This window comes from Sporosarcina sp. 179-K 3D1 HS, from assembly GCF_047228905.1.
Taxonomy (GTDB): domain Bacteria; phylum Bacillota; class Bacilli; order Bacillales_A; family Planococcaceae; genus Sporosarcina.
Genome location: NZ_JBFEGI010000008.1, coordinates 54,121 through 73,644 on the forward strand (window position 1 = coordinate 54,121; position 19,524 = coordinate 73,644).

General features: G+C 47.2%; 20 protein-coding genes. 16 read left to right on the forward strand and 4 right to left on the reverse strand.

Going from position 1 to position 19,524, the window contains the following annotated elements; translation table 11 throughout:
• Window positions 1-29: 29 nt before the first annotated feature.
• The 8 genes from essC to AB1K83_RS11740 all read left to right on the forward strand — a co-directional run bounded on the left by essC (window position 30) and on the right by AB1K83_RS11740 (window position 10,682).
• Complete coding sequence (essC, locus tag AB1K83_RS11705; protein ID WP_413058373.1) at window positions 30-4,508, forward strand: type VII secretion protein EssC; 4,479 nt, start codon at window positions 30-32, stop codon at window positions 4,506-4,508.
• A complete protein-coding gene (gene esaA, locus AB1K83_RS11710) occupies window positions 4,505-7,333 on the forward strand; it encodes a type VII secretion protein EsaA (protein ID WP_413058374.1) in 2,829 nt (942 codons plus the stop codon). Before essC ends, esaA begins: the two co-directional genes overlap by 4 nt.
• 4 nt (window positions 7,334-7,337) lie before the next feature.
• Window positions 7,338-7,865, forward strand: coding sequence for a type VII secretion EssA family protein (locus AB1K83_RS11715; RefSeq protein WP_413058375.1), 528 nt, complete (start codon window positions 7,338-7,340; stop codon window positions 7,863-7,865).
• Window positions 7,862-8,215 carry a DUF5082 family protein gene (locus AB1K83_RS11720; RefSeq protein WP_413058376.1) on the forward strand — a complete coding sequence of 118 codons (354 nt, stop codon included), beginning with the start codon at window positions 7,862-7,864 and terminating at the stop codon, window positions 8,213-8,215. The genes AB1K83_RS11715 and AB1K83_RS11720 overlap by 4 nt, the downstream gene beginning before the upstream one ends.
• Before the next feature lie 23 nt (window positions 8,216-8,238).
• Window positions 8,239-8,547, forward strand: a complete 309-nt coding sequence (locus AB1K83_RS11725; protein ID WP_413058377.1) for a YwqI/YxiC family protein — start codon at window positions 8,239-8,241, stop codon at window positions 8,545-8,547.
• On the forward strand, window positions 8,544-9,926 hold the full coding sequence (locus AB1K83_RS11730; protein WP_413058378.1) for a ribonuclease YeeF family protein: 1,383 nt from the start codon (window positions 8,544-8,546) through the stop codon (window positions 9,924-9,926). Before AB1K83_RS11725 ends, AB1K83_RS11730 begins: the two co-directional genes overlap by 4 nt.
• A 48-nt stretch (window positions 9,927-9,974) precedes the next feature.
• A complete protein-coding gene (locus AB1K83_RS11735) occupies window positions 9,975-10,142 on the forward strand; it encodes a hypothetical protein (protein WP_413058379.1) in 168 nt (55 codons plus the stop codon).
• Between the two features lie 87 nt (window positions 10,143-10,229).
• Entirely contained in the window at window positions 10,230-10,682 is a 453-nt protein-coding gene (locus AB1K83_RS11740; protein ID WP_413058380.1) for a hypothetical protein, read from the forward strand.
• Between the two features lie 98 nt (window positions 10,683-10,780).
• Here the strand turns inward: AB1K83_RS11740 and AB1K83_RS11745 are convergent, their stop codons facing one another.
• Window positions 10,781-11,044, reverse strand: coding sequence for a KGG domain-containing protein (locus AB1K83_RS11745; protein ID WP_413058381.1), 264 nt, complete (start codon window positions 11,042-11,044; stop codon window positions 10,781-10,783).
• A gap of 111 nt (window positions 11,045-11,155) precedes the next feature.
• Window positions 11,156-11,740: a protein-L-isoaspartate(D-aspartate) O-methyltransferase gene (locus AB1K83_RS11750; protein WP_413058382.1), complete on the reverse strand. Its 585-nt coding sequence runs from the start codon at window positions 11,738-11,740 to the stop codon at window positions 11,156-11,158.
• A 168-nt stretch (window positions 11,741-11,908) separates the two neighbouring features.
• Between AB1K83_RS11750 and AB1K83_RS11755 the strand changes: the two genes are divergently transcribed.
• Together AB1K83_RS11755 and AB1K83_RS11760 are read left to right on the forward strand one after the other, a co-directional pair.
• The gene (locus AB1K83_RS11755; protein WP_413058383.1) at window positions 11,909-12,151 is read left to right on the forward strand and encodes a PepSY domain-containing protein; all 243 of its coding nucleotides are present in this window, start codon (window positions 11,909-11,911) and stop codon (window positions 12,149-12,151) included.
• Window positions 12,152-12,376: 225 nt separating this feature from the next.
• Entirely contained in the window at window positions 12,377-13,042 is a 666-nt protein-coding gene (locus AB1K83_RS11760; RefSeq protein WP_413058384.1) for a hypothetical protein, read from the forward strand.
• A gap of 493 nt (window positions 13,043-13,535) precedes the next feature.
• On the opposite strand, the gene AB1K83_RS11765 is transcribed toward AB1K83_RS11760, so the two are convergent.
• Window positions 13,536-13,907 (reverse strand): DUF2512 family protein, encoded by a 372-nt coding sequence (locus AB1K83_RS11765; RefSeq protein WP_413058385.1) that lies wholly within the window; start codon window positions 13,905-13,907, stop codon window positions 13,536-13,538.
• Between the two features lie 137 nt (window positions 13,908-14,044).
• Between AB1K83_RS11765 and AB1K83_RS11770 the strand changes: the two genes are divergently transcribed.
• Both AB1K83_RS11770 and AB1K83_RS11775 read left to right on the forward strand, forming a co-directional pair.
• Complete coding sequence (locus AB1K83_RS11770) at window positions 14,045-14,512, forward strand: low molecular weight protein-tyrosine-phosphatase (protein ID WP_413058386.1); 468 nt, start codon at window positions 14,045-14,047, stop codon at window positions 14,510-14,512.
• Window positions 14,513-14,578: 66 nt separating this feature from the next.
• The gene (locus AB1K83_RS11775) at window positions 14,579-15,073 is read left to right on the forward strand and encodes a DUF1648 domain-containing protein (RefSeq protein ID WP_413058387.1); all 495 of its coding nucleotides are present in this window, start codon (window positions 14,579-14,581) and stop codon (window positions 15,071-15,073) included.
• Between the two features lie 96 nt (window positions 15,074-15,169).
• On the opposite strand, the gene AB1K83_RS11780 is transcribed toward AB1K83_RS11775, so the two are convergent.
• Entirely contained in the window at window positions 15,170-16,423 is a 1,254-nt protein-coding gene (locus AB1K83_RS11780) for an erythromycin esterase family protein (RefSeq protein WP_413058388.1), read from the reverse strand.
• A 111-nt stretch (window positions 16,424-16,534) separates the two neighbouring features.
• Here AB1K83_RS11780 and AB1K83_RS11785 point away from each other — a divergent pair, with 111 nt between their 5' ends.
• From AB1K83_RS11785 to AB1K83_RS11800, 4 genes are all read left to right on the forward strand, one after another.
• Window positions 16,535-17,308, forward strand: coding sequence for an alpha/beta fold hydrolase (locus tag AB1K83_RS11785; protein WP_413058389.1), 774 nt, complete (start codon window positions 16,535-16,537; stop codon window positions 17,306-17,308).
• 50 nt (window positions 17,309-17,358) lie between these two features.
• Window positions 17,359-18,210, forward strand: coding sequence for a dimethylarginine dimethylaminohydrolase family protein (locus tag AB1K83_RS11790; RefSeq protein WP_413058390.1), 852 nt, complete (start codon window positions 17,359-17,361; stop codon window positions 18,208-18,210).
• Between the two features lie 287 nt (window positions 18,211-18,497).
• A complete protein-coding gene (locus AB1K83_RS11795; protein WP_413058391.1) occupies window positions 18,498-18,917 on the forward strand; it encodes a DUF948 domain-containing protein in 420 nt (139 codons plus the stop codon).
• Window positions 18,918-18,940: 23 nt separating this feature from the next.
• A complete protein-coding gene (locus AB1K83_RS11800; RefSeq protein WP_413058392.1) occupies window positions 18,941-19,489 on the forward strand; it encodes a DUF948 domain-containing protein in 549 nt (182 codons plus the stop codon).
• Window positions 19,490-19,524: the final 35 nt, after the last annotated feature.

Consider the following 19,524-nt stretch of genomic DNA (forward strand, 5'->3'; position numbering starts at 1 on the left):
TGGATTACATAGGAAAGTAGGTGAGTGCTTTGTTGGAGCTTTGGCTGTTTTATGATCGGCATTCCCAGAGGATCCAGGTCAATGAATACGACTTCAAACGATTGACAATCGGTCCTTCCGTCGAGGATGACGTGACGATGCTGACTTTTCCCTTTCCCCGCGGCCCCATAGTAATGGAGGAAGGGAAGGATGGATTTGTCATCCGGGAAAACGGGGAGCTGTTAGGTGTTCTGAAGAAAGAAGAAAAGGTGTCGATTCTCCGGAAAGGGAGAGTGCTGGATCTTTATTTGACCTCCGCCATATCCCGTGAAAAGTCGTATTTTATAGGGTTTGAAAAGGAGATTTCGTTCGATTGTCGGAATGATCTTGCCATCTGTCATCTTTTAGATCATGGATTTCCCGATCGCCCAGGAGGTTCTTTCTCTCTTTTGAAGACGTCGTCGGGCTGGCGCATTGAAATGGGCGGGGATTCCCAATTGTATCGAAATGGGGAACAGTTGGAAGGCCATCCGATTTTGGAGCTAGGCGAAGTTGTGCAATGGGAAACGATGGAGATCCGGTTGCTTGAAGAGGACGTGCTGGCTATCCGATCAGTCGGTTCTTATCAAACTGTCCTTCCCGAATTCGAGTTGCCGAAATCCGAGATGGCGGATCTCTATCCCGAGTACCGAAGAACGCCTCGCATGATATATGAACTGCCGGATGACAAAGTGAACTTGACGTTTCCGACCCAGGAGAATGATCATTTGGGCAGGGGGTTATGGCTTATTGTGGCGCCTCCCCTTGTCATGCTCATTGTCTTGGGGTTAGTGGCGATTTTAATACCACGTGGCATTTTCATCATCATTTCCATCACGATGTTCACAGTCACGCTAATAACGTCCACCTTTCAATATTTCAATGATAAAAAAAGACGGAAACAAAGCGAGGAAAAGAGGAAGCGTGTCTATACAGCGTATTTGCAAAATATGCGGGAAGAACTGTATGCCTTATCCAAAAAACAAAAGGATGTCCTCGATTTTCATTATCCCTCTTTTGAACAGATGAAACATATGACGGGCCAATTATCCGGCCGCATTTGGGAGAAAACGTTGGATAGTCATGACACGTTGGAGTTTCGGCTTGGAACAGGTTCCGTCCCGTCCAGCTATCACATTTCCATGTCTTCAGGGGATTTGGCGAATCGGGAAACGGATGACTTATTGGAGCAGTCACAGAAGATGGAGTCTGCATTCAAGGAAATTGCCAACGCCCCGATCACGGCTGGTTTGGCTAAAGGCACGATCGGGTTGATCGGAAAAGAGTCGATACTCCGCAAAGAGCTGAACCAACTGCTTGGGCAGCTCGCTTTTTTCCATAGCTACCACGACATGCGGTTTATCTATATTTTTAAACATGCCGATTATCCGAAAGTGAAGTGGATGAAGTGGCTGCCTCACTTCACGTTGCCTCATATGCATGCAAAAGGGTTTATTCATAATGAGCAGACGCGGGATCAGCTATTGTCCTCGCTTTATGAAATGATCCGGGAGCGGGACTTGGATGAGAATAAAGGAAAAGTGATCTTTTCCCCGCATCTAGTTTTTGTCGTATCAGATTATCAATTGATTGCAGAGCATATCATCCTGGAATATTTGGAAGGGAAAAACTTAGAGGAACTTGGTATTTCCGTCATCTTCACAGCGTCCGCCCAAGAACGGATCCCGGAGAACGCCAAGACGCTCGTCCGCTATTTGAATGAGCGGGAAGGCGAAATGATTATGGACGCGAAAAGGGCAGTCCGTGTGCCATTCCGGCTAGATGCAGTGGAGGACGGAACGAATGAGCGGTTCGCCAGGATGTTAAAGACTTTGAACCATCAAGTCGGAATGGTCAGTTCCATCCCGAAAATGGTCAGCTTTCTGGAATTGTACGGCGTCAAAGAAGTCGAACAATTGCCGATTGACTACTTGTGGATGACGAACGAATCGGCGAAATCGATGGCGGTGCCGATCGGGTTCAAAGGGAATTCGGATGTGGTGGAATTAAATCTCCATGAAAAAGCACATGGTCCCCACGGACTCCTTGCTGGAACGACCGGTTCCGGGAAGAGTGAATTCTTGCAAACACTGATCTTATCACTTGCTGTCAATTTTCATCCGCATGAGGTCGCTTTTTTATTAATTGACTATAAGGGCGGAGGGATGGCCCAGCCATTCAGGAAAATCCCGCATTTACTTGGGACGATCACCAATATCGAAGGCAGCAAAAACTTCAGTATGCGCGCGCTCGCTTCCATCAACAGTGAATTGAAGCGCAGGCAGATCCTGTTTGATCGGTACGGTGTTTCGCATATCGATCACTATACGACGCTGTATAAAGAAGGGAAGACGCCGGAGCCGATGCCGCATCTGCTTCTCATTTCAGACGAATTTGCGGAGTTGAAAAGCGAAGAGCCGGAGTTCATCCGGGAGCTGGTCAGTACGGCACGGATCGGCCGGAGCTTGGGCGTCCATCTCATTTTGGCGACGCAAAAGCCGGGCGGTGTCATCGATGAGCAGATTTGGAGCAACGCGCGGTTCCGGGTCGCCTTGAAAGTGCAAGATGAATCGGACAGTAAAGAAATCTTGAAAAATAATGACGCGGCTTCCATCACAGTGACCGGCCGGGGCTATTTGCAAGTCGGCAATAACGAAGTGTATGAATACTTCCAATCTGCTTGGAGCCGGGCCTCTTACATGGAAGAGACCTTTGAAGGGGAAGATGAAGTCGCCATTGTGACGGATCTTGGTTTGTACCCGCTATCCGGTATCCAAACCCGGTCCGACCGCAATAAATCCAAAATCACTGAAATCGAGGTCGTCACCGATCGGATCGTTCAAACCCAAGAAGAACTTGGGATCCGGAAGTTATCGAGCCCGTGGCTGCCGCCGCTTGCTTTGCGGATTGAGAGGAAAGCGGAGGCAGACACTAATCCATTCGAAGTTCCAATTGGGATGATCGATGAAGCTGAAAAGCAAAGTCAGTCGCCGATCAGCTATCGTGTAATGGAAGACGGAAATGTCGGCGTGTTCGGTTCTCCGGGCTACGGAAAATCGTATTCGTTGTTGACGTTGCTGCTTGGTATCGGAGAGAGGCTATCTCCTGAGAAAGCTCATTTTTATATTTTGGATTATGGTAACGGCTCTTTATTGCCATTGCGTCAACTTCCTCACACGGCGGATTATTTCACGTTAGGGGAAGATCTGAAACGCCATAAACTGATCAAGCGGATCACGGACGAAATCGCCAAGCGGAAACGGGCATTCCAGCAAGCGGAAGTCAGTCATATCAGCATGTATAACGAAGTGGCCTCCGAGCCGTTTCCATTATGGTACCTCGTCATTGACAACTACGATATTGTGCGGGAAGAGATGGAAGAGACCGAAATGCTGATGAACCAATTCGGCCGCGATGGACAGTCGCTCGGCATTTACATATTTGTCGGGGCGACAAGAGCGCAATCCGTCCGTCAATCGCTCATGAATAACCTCAAAACGAAAATTGTCCATTATCTGATGGATCCATCGGAAGCGTATGGAATTGTTGGACGCCTGCCGTTTGAATTGGAACCATTTTCGGGCAGGGCAGTCATCAAAAAAGAAGAAGCCTATTTTTCACAGCTATACTTGCCGGCTCAAGGAGAAACCGATTGGGACGTCCTCGAATCGGTGAGGGAAGCTGTCCAGGCCACCAAAGCGAAATATCGCGATTATCCGGAGGCCGAGCCGATTCCGATGTTGCCGCTTGAGTTGACGACAAATAATTTCTTCGACTATATAAACCGACCTGTACCAGTCGGGCAACTTCCCATCGGCTTGGATGAAGATTCCGTGCAACCAGTCCTTCTGGATTTCACAAAGACCAATCATTGCTTGCTTATTGGACAGCCGCAACGCGGGAAAACCAATTTGTTGAAGCTGTTGCTCCATCAATTGGCCAAACAAGAGAAAGGCTTCATCGGCATTTTCGATTCGTTTGACCGGGGATTGGCGGAGTTTGGCAAGGATGACGATGTAGATTACTTGGAATCGAAAGAGCAGTTGATCGATTGGCTGCAAGTGGTGGAGTTGTACTTTGAACGTACAGAGGCAATCTATTTGGAGAATCTCCGAAATGGCAAGCCGAATACGATTCTGCCATCGTTTTTCATCATCGACGGCTATACGAGATTTTTGCAAACTGTCGACATCGGCATCCAGGACCGGCTAGCCAAGCTGATGAAGAAATACACGCATTTAGGATTGAATATCATCGTATCCATCACCAATGCGGAAATCACGAAAGGGTATGACACATTCACCAATGAGTTGAAACTCATACGGCAAGCTCTCCTCTTCATGAGAAAATCAGAGCAGACATTGTACACTCTGCCGTATGAACGGAAAGAGCCGGAATTACCGCTGGGCTATGTCCACTATGTCTTGAACGGATATGATCAAAAAGTGCTCACACCTTTATGCAAGTTGGAGAGGAAGATTGTGCAATGAAAAGCAATAGAAGAAAAAAGATTGAATTGATAGCTGGCGTGCTGTTGATTCTCGCGATCCCCATCGTGTTTTTTCAGTTGATGGGCGGCAGTCTCCTCCATATGAACGGACATCAACAGCGGATCATCGCAATTGTGAATGAAGACCTCGGGGATGCCCGGGATGGGGAGTCGATCGAGATGGGACAGGAAGTCGTTTCGATCCTATCCGATAATTCGCCTTATGAATGGATAGTGATGGGACGTGGAGCTGCGGCAAATGGACTGAAGTCGAACCAATACGAAGCCATCGTCTACATCCCTTCTGATTTCTCGGAACGGATCATGTCCTACGACCAGCAAAATCCGCAAAAAGCGGAGTTCTCCTACCAAGTGCAACGTCAGAAGGATGGCGCGCAAAAGGAGAAGGTGCTGAATGAAATCAAAGAAGCCACCAATCGGGTGAATGACAAAATATCCACATTGTATTGGAGTTATGTTGCGCTGGAAATGGACCATATCAAAAAGGAATTCGATAACATCTTGACGAAAGAGACTGAATTCCTCGATGCGATGTCCACCTATTACAAGCCGGGCTCCGAGGCATTCGCGGAAAAGATGAAACAGCAGAAAGAGCAGATGGAAGGACTGCGCTCCATCATTGGGAATGCGGGGGAAGCCCATGATTCGCATATTCAGGATGCAGAAACGTTCGGCTCGGAATTGAATGAATTTGTTTCCTATGTCGAACAGTATAAAAACTTCCAAAGCGAACAAAAGCAAATCCTTCTTCAAGTGCAAAGCGATAGCTTAGAGAAGATACAGAGTGCGGCTGCCGCACAAGCACAGCGATTCAACGAATCCCTCCTCGCCTTGGAAGAAAATAATGAGGAACTGAATTCGAAAATTACAGAAGTGAATGAAGCGATTGTTGAGAATAAAGAAAAGCTGATTGCGTTAGCCGAACTGCGTCAACAGCAAATCGATCGTCAAGTGGACGAATTGCTTGCGGTGCACGGGACGGCTATCGATCGATATAACTATTCGCTTTTCAATCGGTTGGAAAAAGAGTTGGAACAGGGGAAGAGAGGAGGTTCGCAGGGACTTTCTTCCGCAAACATCAATGGCTTGCCATATCAAAAAGAGTGGCAGGCAATCCAAAGTGATTTGCTCGCGAAAGCGCAAGAAAAGGCCAACCGGACCATTCCCGACATGGCCGATGAACAACAAAAAATACAAAATCTGTTAGCAACGTTGGCATCGCTGAAAACGACAGTGGGCGATGATGAACTAGGTATGCAGCTCGCAGCGGATCTTTCCCAATTGGAAACGGAATTTAAAACGTTGAATGACTCGATGACAGCGAAAGCCCAGTCTTTGAACGAAATGGCTAGCACGGATATCGGTGATTTCCGGACAGCAGCTAATGAATATCATGAACTCTATACTTCATTTGAGACATTGGCCGGGAAGCTCAACACTTATCAGTCCATGTTAGAAAATACGTCATCAGATCAAACCGCTATCCGGTATGCAATCCATTTGAAAGAAGAAGCATTACTGAAAAATCCGGCTTTGTCAGCTGTCGAACAAGAACAATTCAAGAAACTGTTCCATCAAAGTCCGGCCTCCGCGGAGACCGCTTCCCTCATGTCCTATTATGCGAAACTGGACCAATACGAGTTCATGCTCAATGAGCGCCAACGGGGAACGATGAAAAACGAATTACTTCAAGACAAAGTGGTAAAAGATCTATTGGAACATGCCGTTAAAATCAGTGAAGAAGAGCTCACAGGCTGGAGCACAGTTGGCGAAAGCCTCCCTCAGACCGAACTTGGTATGGGTAACTTAAGCTCTTCCTTCGCAGCGATCATGTCCGGTTATGAGCAATCCATGGAAGAACAACATAAGGCGTTGCAGGATGACCTGGATTCGATCAATGAGCAAGCGGCAGCCCTTTTAGCTCAACTCCAATCGACAGAAGGGGAGCCGGTCCAGGCTGTCGGAGAAGGCCAAGTGGTTGGAGGTCAACAAAATATCAGCTCCCAAATAGTGTCTTTAAGCAGCCAGATGGCATCCTTGTCCGAACGCCAGGACGGATTGGTCCATTACGCGGCGGACTTGTATGGGAAAGCGAATGAATTAAAAGACACATCCGCCATCTTTAGCGACAAATGGCAAACAAATCTGAATGAGATGTCCGAGTTCCAGGATGACATTCAAAATTATCTCGCCAACACCTACGTGGATGGACAAGAGAACGGATACGTATTCAATTACCTCGTCAATCCATTGGAAGTACGGGGAGAAGCATTACTGGCGGATGAAATGAAAAAAGTGCCGCCTCTGATTCTTTTCATAATCTTGTTGATCAGCAGTCTATTCATCGGTTTCTTCACACACCGTTTTACTGAGGGGACAGGAACCCGCGTAAGTTTAGGAATAACGGTTCTGCTTTCTGTGCTCGTTGGTTTGATCATCAGTTTATATAGCGTCAATATGTATATTTTGCGGGATGATAGAGCAATTGAGTGGACTATATTTACCGTGTTATTATTGCTGGCAGGCGCGGCGCTAATCCGGACGGCGCTCGACATCAGCCCGACAGTCGGTTGGATGGCCGCCATGGTGCTCATGGCACTGTATGTTATTCCAATGCTTGTCCTAGGTGTACCAGAAATCCGGATTCCAGACGTTGTCTCCAAAGTGTTCATATCCATCAAGTATGAGCCGGAAACCCTATTCGGGTGGGGTGCAACCATTGTTGGCGTTATTGCATGCGCTATGTTAGCAATTTCCTATTTTCTCAATCGACCCCGAATAAATGAAACTTCCACGGTGGAATAACGGTATGAAAAGAAAGCGTATGAGGATCGTACTTCTATTGGCTGCGCTTGGGTGGTTTATTTTTCCAAAGCCTGGTCTTACGAATTCTGATGAAACCATCAAGGACTTGGAACCGGTCTTGTATAACAAATTGCAGTTTAAAAAGAACACCGATTATCTACATGATGCAGGAAAGATTGAAATGAAGAATACGATCCCCGTGAAACAATTCAACGTCCAGTTCGATGGAACCCGAAAGCTGCCCGCCCGCGGCGACACCACTTCTCTGTTCCGGGAAGCGGGACGCAGCGAGAGGAGCACTGTTGCCGCCAAGTCGAAGGAAATTGGTTTATTTACAAAAGAAGTGCCGATACGCAATGGAATAGATGGTCATCCAAATACGTTCCAAGAACGTTCAGCGGATCACAGCGGGCGAACGATCATCTTTGTCCTGTTAATTGTTATTGGGGTCGTTGTGTTATTCACCGTTTTCATACCGAAAATCATTCAAGCATCTCCCGCGGAGGAGAGGAAAAGGGGGAGTCACTCATGATAGGCTTTTATATTGCGTTAAAAGCGAAGAAATTGAATGAGGTGGCACGGCTGCAAGCTTGTCAGTCAAACTTGGAGAGCAAGCAAGGCGAATTCCGGGAAAATGAAGGGAAATGCCTGGAACCTGATTTGACACTGACGACATGGCATGGGAACCATGCTTCCGATTTTGATGAGATCCGGGATGCGGACATACATGCTTCCTACTTGGAGCTGTCGGGCGAGCAATTCACGAAGGTGTTCGATGCCATAACAGCTAAAATAGCAGCTCTTCAAGCGGAAATTGCAAGTATTCAAGCGACGATTGATCGGTTGCTGGCAGAACAGGCGGCAGCTTCTGCGCAGTCGTAACCAAAATGAAAGGAGGCTTCACCATGACAGAAATGAAAGTCATATATGCCGAGGTGGAAAACCAGCTCGGTGAAATGACCAGCGCGGCGGAGGGGATTGACCCGAAGGCGGTTCCCCCGATCTCTCAAAATCAGCTGGACGTCGTTACTAAATTAACCAATTTGCAATCCCAACTGGAGACATTGTTAACTAACTACAAGACGCTATTGCTTAAAAATATACAAACGACAGAGAACTCGGTCGAATTCATTCTCGCCTCGGATGAAACCATCGGCACAGGCATCACTGGAGGTACTCCGACCACACATGGCCAAAGGAGTGCAATTCTATGAAAATATTGACAGTGAGTACTTTCTCCGATGGCTTGCAAAAAAATCTGGAGATGCTTGACCGACTGGAAGGTGAAATCCAACAAATTGATATGGCAGTCCAGAAACTGGTCGGCATGGACGACGCATTAAAAGGGAAAGGCGGAAGTGCCATTCGCTCCTATTATCAGGAATGTCATCTCCCGCTCCTACAGTTCTTGCAGCTATTTAAAAGCAATTTCTATAGCGTTTTGACCCAGATGAACGCAGCGCTGGATGCATTGGAACCGAACCCGGACGGTTATATTCAAGAAAGTTTCTTGGAAGGGGATGTGGAAGAGGCTCTTACGGATATCTCTCAACTGACCACCGGTTTGACGGATGAAGCGAATGCCATCACAGCCAAAGTGGCTGATATAGTCGCTCTCCCTCAATTCAATGACAGCGATGTCCAAAGTGGGATCGATACTGCGAAAAAACGCCGGGACCGTACGATTGCCGATCTGAATATGTTCGATTCGACTCAAACGGATTCGTTAGCAAGTGTGGAATCCGATTTGTTGACGATGGAGCTTTGGTTGATGGATATTCAGTCGCTGATGGAAGACAATCTGACGGACATTTCATTTCCGGTCGATCAGTGGGCCACATATGCCGCCAAGACGCCGTTGCAAGTCGTTATGGATCACCGTACGACGCCTGTCGGAGGCACGCTGGCGTCCGGCGAAAAGAAAGAGGAAGTCGGGAACGGCTATTTCAATCTGGAAGATCTGCAAGGGTTGAAAAAGGCGGCGGCGGACTCTACGGCACAAGAAAGAATTACCGCAGTCGATAAAACAGTAGAAGAACTTGCGCAAGGAAATATCAAATGGCAAAGTGATAATGGAAAACATGTCATTAGCACCGGTGTTCCTGTAAATTATAATGCACTGGGCGTGGAAACCGACTCAATCGACCTGTTTGGGTATGAAGTCAGGTATACGGTGCAAGACGGCCAATTCATCCTGTTCAAAGATAACCCGCAACTGCATTACTACACACAAGGTGCAGAGCAAGGGAAATTCAATTACTATGCCGGAAAAACAACGCAAGCGGTAGCCAATTTGTATGGAACGCTCGGCATGATGAAAGTGCTTGGCAAAGTTCCGGGCGTGAACATGGCAGCGGACCTCATAAACAAGAAAGCTCCGACAGCCGGATCGATTGGGAAAGGCGTCGCTTCTTATGAAATTCAATCACGTGTACCAATATGGGGCGAAATTATCGGGACTTCGGTGCCGGCGGTCGGATCGAAGGAAATCATTCTCTACATTAGCGAAGATGGAGAGGAATGGCCAAGACGGGTACGTTTCGTAGTAAGTCCCGAAGGTGTGGTCGCTCCACATAAATGGGAAGTGAAATAAGGCGAGTGGATGTGGACAATCGCCGTCCAGTAGGCCAGGAGGTTTGGAATGGGACCGATTCAACTTGTGATTGTCATTTCCGGCGTCATGATTATCAAAAATCATTTCTGGGAAAAAGACAAACGGAAACCGAATGTAGGGCGCACACTGTTTGAAATTGCAGCTGTCGTTGCCATCATTCTTACACTGGAACACTTTTTCCCTTTTTTAAAATGAAAACTTTCGAAGACAGGGTGAGTTTCAACCTGTCTTTTTTCGTTTTTAGCTGATGGGAGCTACACAATATGAATGAGGAGGAGAGCCGTGTTTAACAAGAAAAAGGAATTACAAGCACATTCAAAGTTTTTTAATGTCGCCATCATTTCAAAAATAGAGATATCCGACGAGCAATATGAAAAATGGACGGATGAGGTAATGGACACGGCCGGTAATGTGGGGAGTACAACATGGATGATGAGAGAGGATTGGGATGCTGAACAGGTGAAAATGCTGGAGCGTCGTTTTCCCGATGTCCGATTGAATGAGACTTTCTTCATAGTCAATGAAATCATTTCAGACGACATACAGAGGGAAGTGAAGGAACTGGAAAAGCGCCATCCATGGAAGAAGTTTTTCAATATGATTCCGTTAACGGACTATATCGACGCCGAAGATCGGGCGGTGCTGAATGCTGCCAAGACACTGGCTTGCACAAACGACCTATTTGAAGTGAAACGCTTTTTATTGGAACAAGGTAGTCAGGAAAATGAAAACTGAACTTAGGATAAAAAGGTAGTCATTTCACCGAAGGGATTGGAAAAGAACCTGAAAAGCATGGAAAAAGGCCCTGCTAAGAGGGCCTTCCGGACGTTGAATTAGTCGTTCTTCCGTTGTCTTGCCCGTGCTTCTCCGCCTTTGCGGCCCGCCTCTTCTTTGCTCATTTTACCATCGTTGTCATCGCTGTCGTTTTGGCGAGCACGAGCTTCTCCACCTTTACGTCCAATCTCTTCGTAGAATTCACGGTCATGATTTCGGGAAGTGGCTTCTCCGCCTTTGCGTCCAATTTCTTCGTAAAACTCGCCGCCTTTACGACCTGCTTCTTCCACCGTCATTTTTCTGTTGTTGTTGTCTTTTGCCATCGTGAATTCCTCCTCTAAGATTTAGTATTCGTGGTGCTGGTAATCTTCTTCCCGTTGTGCATTTCTATTAAACATGCAAACTTTTTCAGGGGGAGGAGGTGGGCAATTTTTTTAGTATTCATATTTTCCTTTGAGCGGGACAAACCGAACTTGATCGATCACTTCTTTTTGAATATTTCCTTTGGCATCTTTCGTAATAAGGAGAAGTTCCTGCAGGAAAGAGGTTCCTACCGGGATGACCATTTTCCCGTTGGGAGCTAGCTGCTCCAGCAGTTCAGCAGGCACTTCCACGGCAGCAGCCGTCACCATGATGCGGTCATACGTCGCGTTTTCCGGCCAGCCCACACTGCCATCATCCAGCTTGAAATGAATATTGGAAAATCCGGCTTCATGCAGCCGTTCTTTCGCACGGGAATGAAGCGCTTCAATACGCTCAATCGTATAGACGGTTTCAGCAAAGGCAGCGAGCACAGCGGTTTGGAAACCGGAGCCTGTTCCAATTTCCAGCACTTTGGAATCGCGTTGCAAATCTAAGGCCAATGTCATATCCAAGACTAGAGAAGGTTGAGAAATGGTCTGTTCATGACCGATCGGAATCGGTTCATCGTACGAGGCGAACTCTTTTAGCTCATCCATGTAAAAACTGCGGTCCATTTGACGGAGATAGGTTTTGATTTCATGGTCCAGATTAGGCATAAGTCGGTTCCACTCCTTTTATTTATCAGAATAGGGTAAAAAGGAATAAAATCAATTGATTTGATTGCAGAGGGGCCGACGTGGATACTTCTGGAGCCCCTCACAAATCACTCTTCCCATCTTCGGCACATAAAATGAAAGGGATTGGATGAATGGGGAGGGGAAAGTATGTCAAACGGAAATTTGAATTGGGAAGGTCATTGGCAACACCCGCGGTATCGGAGGATTTCGTTGGAACAAGCTGTATCCATTGCGCTGCAGCGCGTTCCCGGCAACGTCGTGAAAGCCGAATTGGATAATGACGATGGTCATTTGGTCTATGAAATCGATATCCGAACCGCGAACGGATTGAAATATGAAGTGAAAGTGGATGCTAATACTGGTCAAATCATTCGGGTTAAATTGGACTAAATGAACCCGTGCCTTGTTTGGCAAGCAGAGACTGCCATCCGTTTGGCCAATCGAACTCGTTGCCATTTTTCGAAGATGATTTAATAATGGAAATCCCAAGCCATTATGTACATGGTCTTGGGATTTTTCTGTAAATGCAGTGAAATCTAGAAGCATAGGCCGTCTTGTCGTATACTTAAACTAGTCAGTTAATTCACTGCGCAGGCAGAAGAAGGGGGCGAGTAGGTGATCCAGTCGGCGACGCTCTATACGGATCGCTTGAAGTCGTTGAGACGATTTTATGGATTTGTGCTTGGTTTGGATGTAACGGAAACGGCGGATGAGCAGTTCACGGTACGAGTCGGGACTTCTCATTTGACATTTAAGCAATCGGAGCTGCCTGCCTATTATCACTTCGCCATCAATATTCCGGGAAACCAATTTTCAATGATGAAGTATTGGATCACCGAACGGGTCACGTTGAACCGGGATAGCGGGCGTGATGAAGTCTACTTTTCGGGGTTTGACGCGGACTCCATGTATTTTGAGGACCCGGCCGGCAACATCGTGGAATTAATCGGCCGCCGGAAGCGCGATTTGTTCGGCGATCTGACGAAGGAATCCTTTCTTAATATAAGTGAAATCGGAATCGTAACACCTTTTGTCACGGATGCCGGCGAACGGTTGATGGATGAGGGCATTCCTCTCCGGAAAGGAACTGAGGTGGACCCCAACGGCTTGAACTTCCTCGGCCGGGAGGATTGGTACCTCGTACTGGTACCGCCTGGTCGCACTTGGTACTTCTCGCAATCACGGGCCGCCACATTCCCGCTTGAATTGACATGGGGGGACGCGCAGCGGATATCTGTGGATCCGGAAGGCAGGCTTCAAGTCGAAAAAATCGAGAACTGAAAAACTCGTTTACTGGCAGGGAATAGCCCTTTTTGTTATGATTAGCAGTAACATTGAGTTTATTGGAAAAAGGGGTGTCCTCCTAGGAAGACACCCCTTTATTTACATAAGGAATTTGAAGTTTTGAAGTTATTTTTCAACCCGATGATTCGGGGATCGTTTACCGATGAAAGTATAAACTCACATTGCCGCGGTCATTGTTCCACTGGGTGTCTTCTAACCTAAGCAACGCAAACCCTACCTACTTTTGCGTCCTTGCGACCCTTTAGTCGCGCCAGTGTGAATAAGTATGCTTAAAAACAGTTCGTTGGAAGCCAGAATTCAAATGATTATCCTTACAAAATTTCATTATATCAGTATGTAGGTTGATTGTCAATGGAAGTGGATGGAGGAAATAATCCTTCATCCGTTGGAGAAATTAGGGGAAATCCAAAGGACCTTCAGAGGGATAAAAAACCCCGAATGCCGACGAATGGCTTTCGGAGTAATTTATTCAGACATGATTATGAGTATATTGTGTCCGTAGAAGCCAGGCGTGGTAGAAGTATTCTCCCAATGTAATGAGGGAGCCGGTCAGCAAGGCTTCACCCAATGAATTATCATATCCTAATAGTAGGAGTCCAATCCATAAAAGAAAAAAACCGATGACCAGATCGCCGAACGTAGCTGCTCCATTTCCCATTCTTGGCAAAATCATCATATCGCCGGCTACATACGAAACGAGTAAAACGGCAACACCCAATAAAGTGGAATCAAAAAAAGAAACGCCGTATATGAGGGATAGTACAATCCAAACGACCGGAAAGATCAAGCTCGCTTTGATTGCTAATGAGCGTCCATGATTGACACGAGGATTTTCATTCATTTCTATTACTCCTCCATTCATTTTTTTTACGCTATCCCTAAACTACCCAGAAATCGTTTTTAATTTACGTGGAAAAGAAAGTCAAATCTTCTCGGATGGATAATAGACAATAAAATATAGATAATGAGGTGCTACTGATGAGTCATGTATTATTCGTTTGTCTCGGCAATATTTGCCGATCGCCTATGGCCGAAGCCGTTTTCCGGGAGCTAGTACGGAAGGAAAACTTGGAGGATGTAATTTCGGTGGATTCTGCTGCCACTAGTTCTTGGCATATCGGCAAGCCTCCGCATGCCGGGACGATTGGCAAATTAAAAGAATACAACATTTCGACAGAAGGAATGAAAGGACGTCAACTGGATAAGGCGGATTTTGAGAAATTCGATTACATTATCGGGATGGACGGGAGCAATATCGAGGAGATCCGGCGTATGCTTGGACAGCCGGATCACCCTAAAATTTTGCGCTTGCTTGATTTGACCGAAAATCGGATCGATGTCCCCGACCCTTATTATACAGGGGATTTCCAAGAGACGTACGATCTCGTTACGGAAGGTTGCCGGGCATTGCTGGCTAATATTAAGGTTACCGATCTTTCGAAATAGCCCGCAGGTATTGCGGATCGGAAACAGAATTTGCATTTATGAAAAATCTTGGCTAGGGGGAGGCCGATGATCAATCCACCGAAGTTGGATATCCCAAGGTCAGCAGGCCAGCGTTGGTTCGACCGGGTTACAATGGGGGTATTTCTGGCGGTTGTCATCTACGGTATATTTTCGTGGCCTGCCTTGCCCGAAGAAGTACCGATGCATTATTATGTCACCGGAGAAATCGACGGTTGGGGACATAAAGGATTCCTGTTCCTGTTGGCGGGAATTGGCGCTTTCTTATGGATTATACTGTCCTTCGTCGAAAAGCATCCCGAAACCCATAATTACCAAGGGTTGACTGAGGAGAATGCACCTCGATTGTACCGCAATTCAATATGGCTCGTGAATGTCATGAAAAATGAATCGCTTCTATTCATTTCCTACTTGACTTGGAAAATCATTGAGAACGCTTTTGGCCGCTATCTTGGCGGGGGAGCTTGGGATATGGCCGTTTTCCTTGTCGTCCTGTTCGGTTCCTTGGGATTTTTCATTTACCGAAGTTTCAAAATCAAGTAATACGCCTGCCGCTCGATGAAAGAGGACAGGCGTTTTTTTTGTTCGGGATAGCAGACGGACAGAATGGCTGCGCCCTGACAGTTCCGTCAAGTCACCTCAAAGCGGCCGCAACGCAGTTGTTTGGTCAATAAAGATGAAGGCGTCATAACGATGGCTGACACGAGATGAAACGTAGTTGCCATATGCCTTGAATTCCGGGTGGTAGACGACTCCGATGGCGCGGTGGCCGATCCACTCGTGAAATAAAGGACGGTTTTCTTCATTGAATAGAAGGACTTTGTCTTCTTCCCCCGCCGCGTGGAGCTGACCTTCCCACGTATTGAAGGGAGCGGGTGGCACGGTCATTCGCCGGAATGGATCGCCCCAGTTTGCAGCTGCAATGACTGTTCCAGCATAGGTGCCAAATCCGATGGCGTACGTGTTGTCCTTTCCATACTGCTCCCGGACCAATTGGCCGACATTGATCATGTCCTCTCGCTTCATCGACGTTTCGGAGGCGTCCCCAATATGGGTGTTATGTTCCCAGACGATGATTTTCGCTCCGTCTCCGTGGTAATCTTTGAGTTTCTTGATTGCTTCCACCATATGGACATCCCGGACATTCCAAGAAATCGCGTCTTCCTTCATCATCGCCCGGTAATACCATTCGGCATTTTTGGCAACCAAGGCATTCATGGCAAGATTAAGGTCTCGCTCCTGCCCTTCACCATAGCGGGAAGCATTACTCCGGATGGAAGCGAGTAATTCTGATACTTCTTGAATGCATTCATCTGAAAAATGAGAGGTTGAAATCGCATAGTGCTCAGGCATGCGGTTATATGGCTCGAAGCAGGAGAAAGCCTTTTTTGCCAGGTCCAAATCCACCCCGAAAGATGGATTTTCTTTTAAAAAATTCAACACTTCATCAATCGATTCATATAAGCTATATAAATCAATACCGTAAAAACCGACTCTTTGCTCCGATTGCCGCTTATCGTTCTCTTCCTTCAACCAGTTCACAAGCGCTTCAATTTCCTCATTCGCCCACATCCACGTCGGCCAACGATGAAATGCCTCCTTCAGCAGTTCAGCCGTGTCCTTTCCTTGCGTGTCGTACCCCTTGATGTACTGATTGACATCCTGTGCAGACGGCCAATCTCCCTCGACCGCTATAATAGTGAACCCCTTTTCTTGAATCAACCGCTTCGTCAGATCTGTCCGAACTTCATAAAAATCCGATGTCCCGTGCGATGCCTCTCCAAGCAACACGATTTCGGCATCTCCAATTGCCTCAAGGATTGCATCAAATGTAGATTCTTCATGCAGGGGAAGGGCATTGGATTGAATGGCCTTCACAAGTTTCTTGGACAATTTTCTTCCGTCTCCCTTCTTCTTCGAACCATCTGGATCAGGTGTTACAATTAGTATACCCATGGGGTTTCTGAAAAAACGGTAGCTTGATGAAAGAAAGGGGTGGGACGGATGGTCGTTCGCTATGAACAATTCGGAAAAATAGGAGACGGACCGCTTCTCGTCTTTATTCACGGTGGCGGGGCCGGGGGATGGATGTGGGACAAGCAAGTCAGCTACTTCACAGATTATCATTGCATTGTGCCAACTCTACAAGGCCACGGTGTACGAAGTGAAGAGGGGACGTTCTCCATTCGTGACAATGCCAAGCAATTGATAGATTTAATTGAAAACAAAAGGGCTAGTCGACCCGTCCATGTCATCGGCTTTTCAATCGGCGCCCAAATCATCTTGGAGATGCTTAGCTTAGCTCCGCATCTTATACGGACCGCTGTCGTCAATAGTGCTCTCATCCGCCCGATGGCCTGGGTCTTCCCGCTTATCGGGCCAACAGTTCGCATGACGATGCCACTCGTCCACGATCGGAAATTTGCGAAACTACAAGCCAAACAACTTTATATGAATAAGGCCCCCTATTTTGAACGGTACTATGAAGATAGCGTGAAAATGAAAGCTGCGACATTGGTCGATATGCTGCGAGAAAACCTGTCATTTTCACTCTCTGACGAAATTTCCAAAAGCTCGACGTCCATCCTCGTCACAGCCGGGATGAAAGAAAGAAAAAGCGTCATCGAATCGGCCAGGGAACTTGCTGTATTTCATCCAAACTGTCAATATCTCCTGATTCCTGGCATCGGTCACGGATTTCCAATTGCACGGCCAGATCTATTCAATCAAACCGTTGGCCAGTGGCTGACGGAACAATCCATCGAAGGTTTAATTTAAAGCGGAACGGGAATACCCACCAAGAGAAACTGCATTTGGAGGATGAAGACATGGAATCTCCCGTAACACAACAGCCGACAACGAAATGCGATACTGAATATGAACCGCTGAAGCGAGTTGTTTTGTGCCAACCGAAATTTATGGCGATTGAGGATGTTATCAATGACGTCCAAAAGCAATACAAGGATGAAAACATCGATGTGAAAGTTGCAATGGAACAGCATCGGGAATTTGAACGCCAGCTGCGGAAACATGGTGTGGAAGTGATCAAGCTCCCATCTTCCGAACAATTTCCGGAACAAGTTTTTACACGGGATATCGGATTCACAGTTGGAGACGATCTGTTCGTAGCCGAAATGGCAAGTGATATCCGGAAAGGGGAGGAGGAGGCGCTCGAGGAATGGTTGGAGGATGAAAACATTCCTTATCAAACGACGGCCGACCGGGTTGAAGGCGGGGACGTCATCATCGATCGGGAAAAGGTCTTTGTCGGGATCAGCAGCCGCACTTCCGAGCAGGCCGTATCCAAGTTGGAAAGAGATTTGCCGGATCGTCGGATCATCCGCGTCCCATTTGAGGAAAAGTACCTGCATCTGGATTGCGTGTTCAATATATTATCCCCTGAAGTGGCTTTGATTTTTCCGCAAGCACTATCCGACGATATGGTGGACTTCTTGGGATCGATGTATACATTAATCGAGGTATCTTCCGACGAACAGTTCACGATGGGGACGAACGTTTTATCCATCGGGGACGGCAAGGTGTTCAGCTTGCCGCAAAACAAAGGCGTTAATGCGGCGATGCGGGTACATGGCTTCGAGGTAATCGAGGTTGATTTTTCCGAAATCATTAAATCCGGAGGCTCCTTCCGCTGCTGTTCCATGCCGTTGGAGCGAGAATAAATTCAATCGATAGGGGATGTTCATCAGCATGAGGACATCCCTTTTTTATTTTAAATTGAATATCAAAACGTTTTCGGTAAACTTTATTACGTACCGCAAGAACTTCATAATGCTCCGGGACAGCCTCGAAACACTTTGTGTTGACCTCCCAACGTTCCTAAGCAAACCTCATTAGATTGAAATCGCGTTGGCAATTACATATTCCTTCCCGCTTCACTTTTAATCCCTCTCACGCTTAAACTGCAGGAAAAAGTGGTATAGAACAAAAGAGAGGAGGTTCGGAAGTAATGTTGAGTGCGATTGGAGTATTGCTTATCGCTGTTTCGTTTGCCATCTTTTCCATTTACGTGGCGAAACTCTTGCATCGGGTTGCCCAAAGTATCGAATCGCTTGGCAATGTCGCCAACCGGATGGAAGGACAAGTGAATGAAACCGCTGGCGCAGTGGAACAGACATTGGAGGAAGCGGATTGGACAATTCGTGACATCGACGTCAAGCTGGAGGCATTGGATAGCGTCTTCGATACAGTGGAAGAAGTCGGAGAAACCGCCTATCTGACGAGCACCGGTTTGAAGGAGGCGACAGGCGTTTATGCGAAAAGCGAAGTCATGCCCGGGACGAAACCGTTCGTCCGGGTTGTCCAGTTTTCTGAACTGACACTGGGCATGGTGGATTCTTGGAAACGCGGCAAACAAGCAACATATTAATTAAATAGAAAGGATGTGAAAGTATGAGTTTGACAGGAGTTGGCGTACTGCTGCTAGGAGTCGGATTTTTGGTGCTCGCGATTTTTATCGCTCGAGTACTCCATCATTTCAGTTCCATTTTGGAGGGGGTCAACGAGACCGTGGACCGTCTGCCGGATCAGTTGGACGAAGTACTTTCCGAGACCGGCGAGATCATCCGACATTCCAATGATACATTGGCGGATGTCAATGAAAAGCTTGGGACGCTCACCCCACTCTTTCATGTTGTGGGGGATGTCGGTGAGACGACACGGAAACTCTCTTCCTCCCTTGTCGATGTGGCCGAAGCGGCAAAGAGCAAGGTCGTGGATATTGATGAGGAGAAACGGAACAAACGCCTCGGCGGTCTATACGGGACGGCAGCGCTAGGCCTCTATGCAGCCCGGAAACGGAAAGAGGCGAAAAGCGGCGGTTTGAAGAGGCCTCGTAATCTCGTGGCGACCGGAGAACAAAAAGCATTCGATATCGCCCGGATGAAAGCAGAAGCCAAGGAAGCGGCACAGGAAGGGAAATATATTGTACAGGACCAATGAAAAGCGTAGAGGAACCCAACGATGTGTGGGCCCTC

Coding starts and splice junctions, on each gene's coding strand:
- esaA (WP_413058374.1), top strand. CDS start 4,505: ATGAAAAGCAATAGAAGAAAAAAGATTGAATTGATAGCTGGCGTGCTG.
- AB1K83_RS11715 (WP_413058375.1), top strand. CDS start 7,338: ATGAAAAGAAAGCGTATGAGGATCGTACTTCTATTGGCTGCGCTTGGG.
- AB1K83_RS11720 (WP_413058376.1), top strand. CDS start 7,862: ATGATAGGCTTTTATATTGCGTTAAAAGCGAAGAAATTGAATGAGGTG.
- AB1K83_RS11725 (WP_413058377.1), top strand. CDS start 8,239: ATGACAGAAATGAAAGTCATATATGCCGAGGTGGAAAACCAGCTCGGT.
- AB1K83_RS11730 (WP_413058378.1), top strand. CDS start 8,544: ATGAAAATATTGACAGTGAGTACTTTCTCCGATGGCTTGCAAAAAAAT.
- AB1K83_RS11735 (WP_413058379.1), top strand. CDS start 9,975: ATGGGACCGATTCAACTTGTGATTGTCATTTCCGGCGTCATGATTATC.
- AB1K83_RS11745 (WP_413058381.1), bottom strand. CDS start 11,044: ATGGCAAAAGACAACAACAACAGAAAAATGACGGTGGAAGAAGCAGGT.
- AB1K83_RS11750 (WP_413058382.1), bottom strand. CDS start 11,740: ATGCCTAATCTGGACCATGAAATCAAAACCTATCTCCGTCAAATGGAC.
- AB1K83_RS11755 (WP_413058383.1), top strand. CDS start 11,909: ATGTCAAACGGAAATTTGAATTGGGAAGGTCATTGGCAACACCCGCGG.
- AB1K83_RS11765 (WP_413058385.1), bottom strand. CDS start 13,907: ATGAATGAAAATCCTCGTGTCAATCATGGACGCTCATTAGCAATCAAA.
- AB1K83_RS11770 (WP_413058386.1), top strand. CDS start 14,045: ATGAGTCATGTATTATTCGTTTGTCTCGGCAATATTTGCCGATCGCCT.
- AB1K83_RS11775 (WP_413058387.1), top strand. CDS start 14,579: ATGATCAATCCACCGAAGTTGGATATCCCAAGGTCAGCAGGCCAGCGT.
- AB1K83_RS11785 (WP_413058389.1), top strand. CDS start 16,535: ATGGTCGTTCGCTATGAACAATTCGGAAAAATAGGAGACGGACCGCTT.
- AB1K83_RS11790 (WP_413058390.1), top strand. CDS start 17,359: ATGGAATCTCCCGTAACACAACAGCCGACAACGAAATGCGATACTGAA.
- AB1K83_RS11795 (WP_413058391.1), top strand. CDS start 18,498: ATGTTGAGTGCGATTGGAGTATTGCTTATCGCTGTTTCGTTTGCCATC.
- AB1K83_RS11800 (WP_413058392.1), top strand. CDS start 18,941: ATGAGTTTGACAGGAGTTGGCGTACTGCTGCTAGGAGTCGGATTTTTG.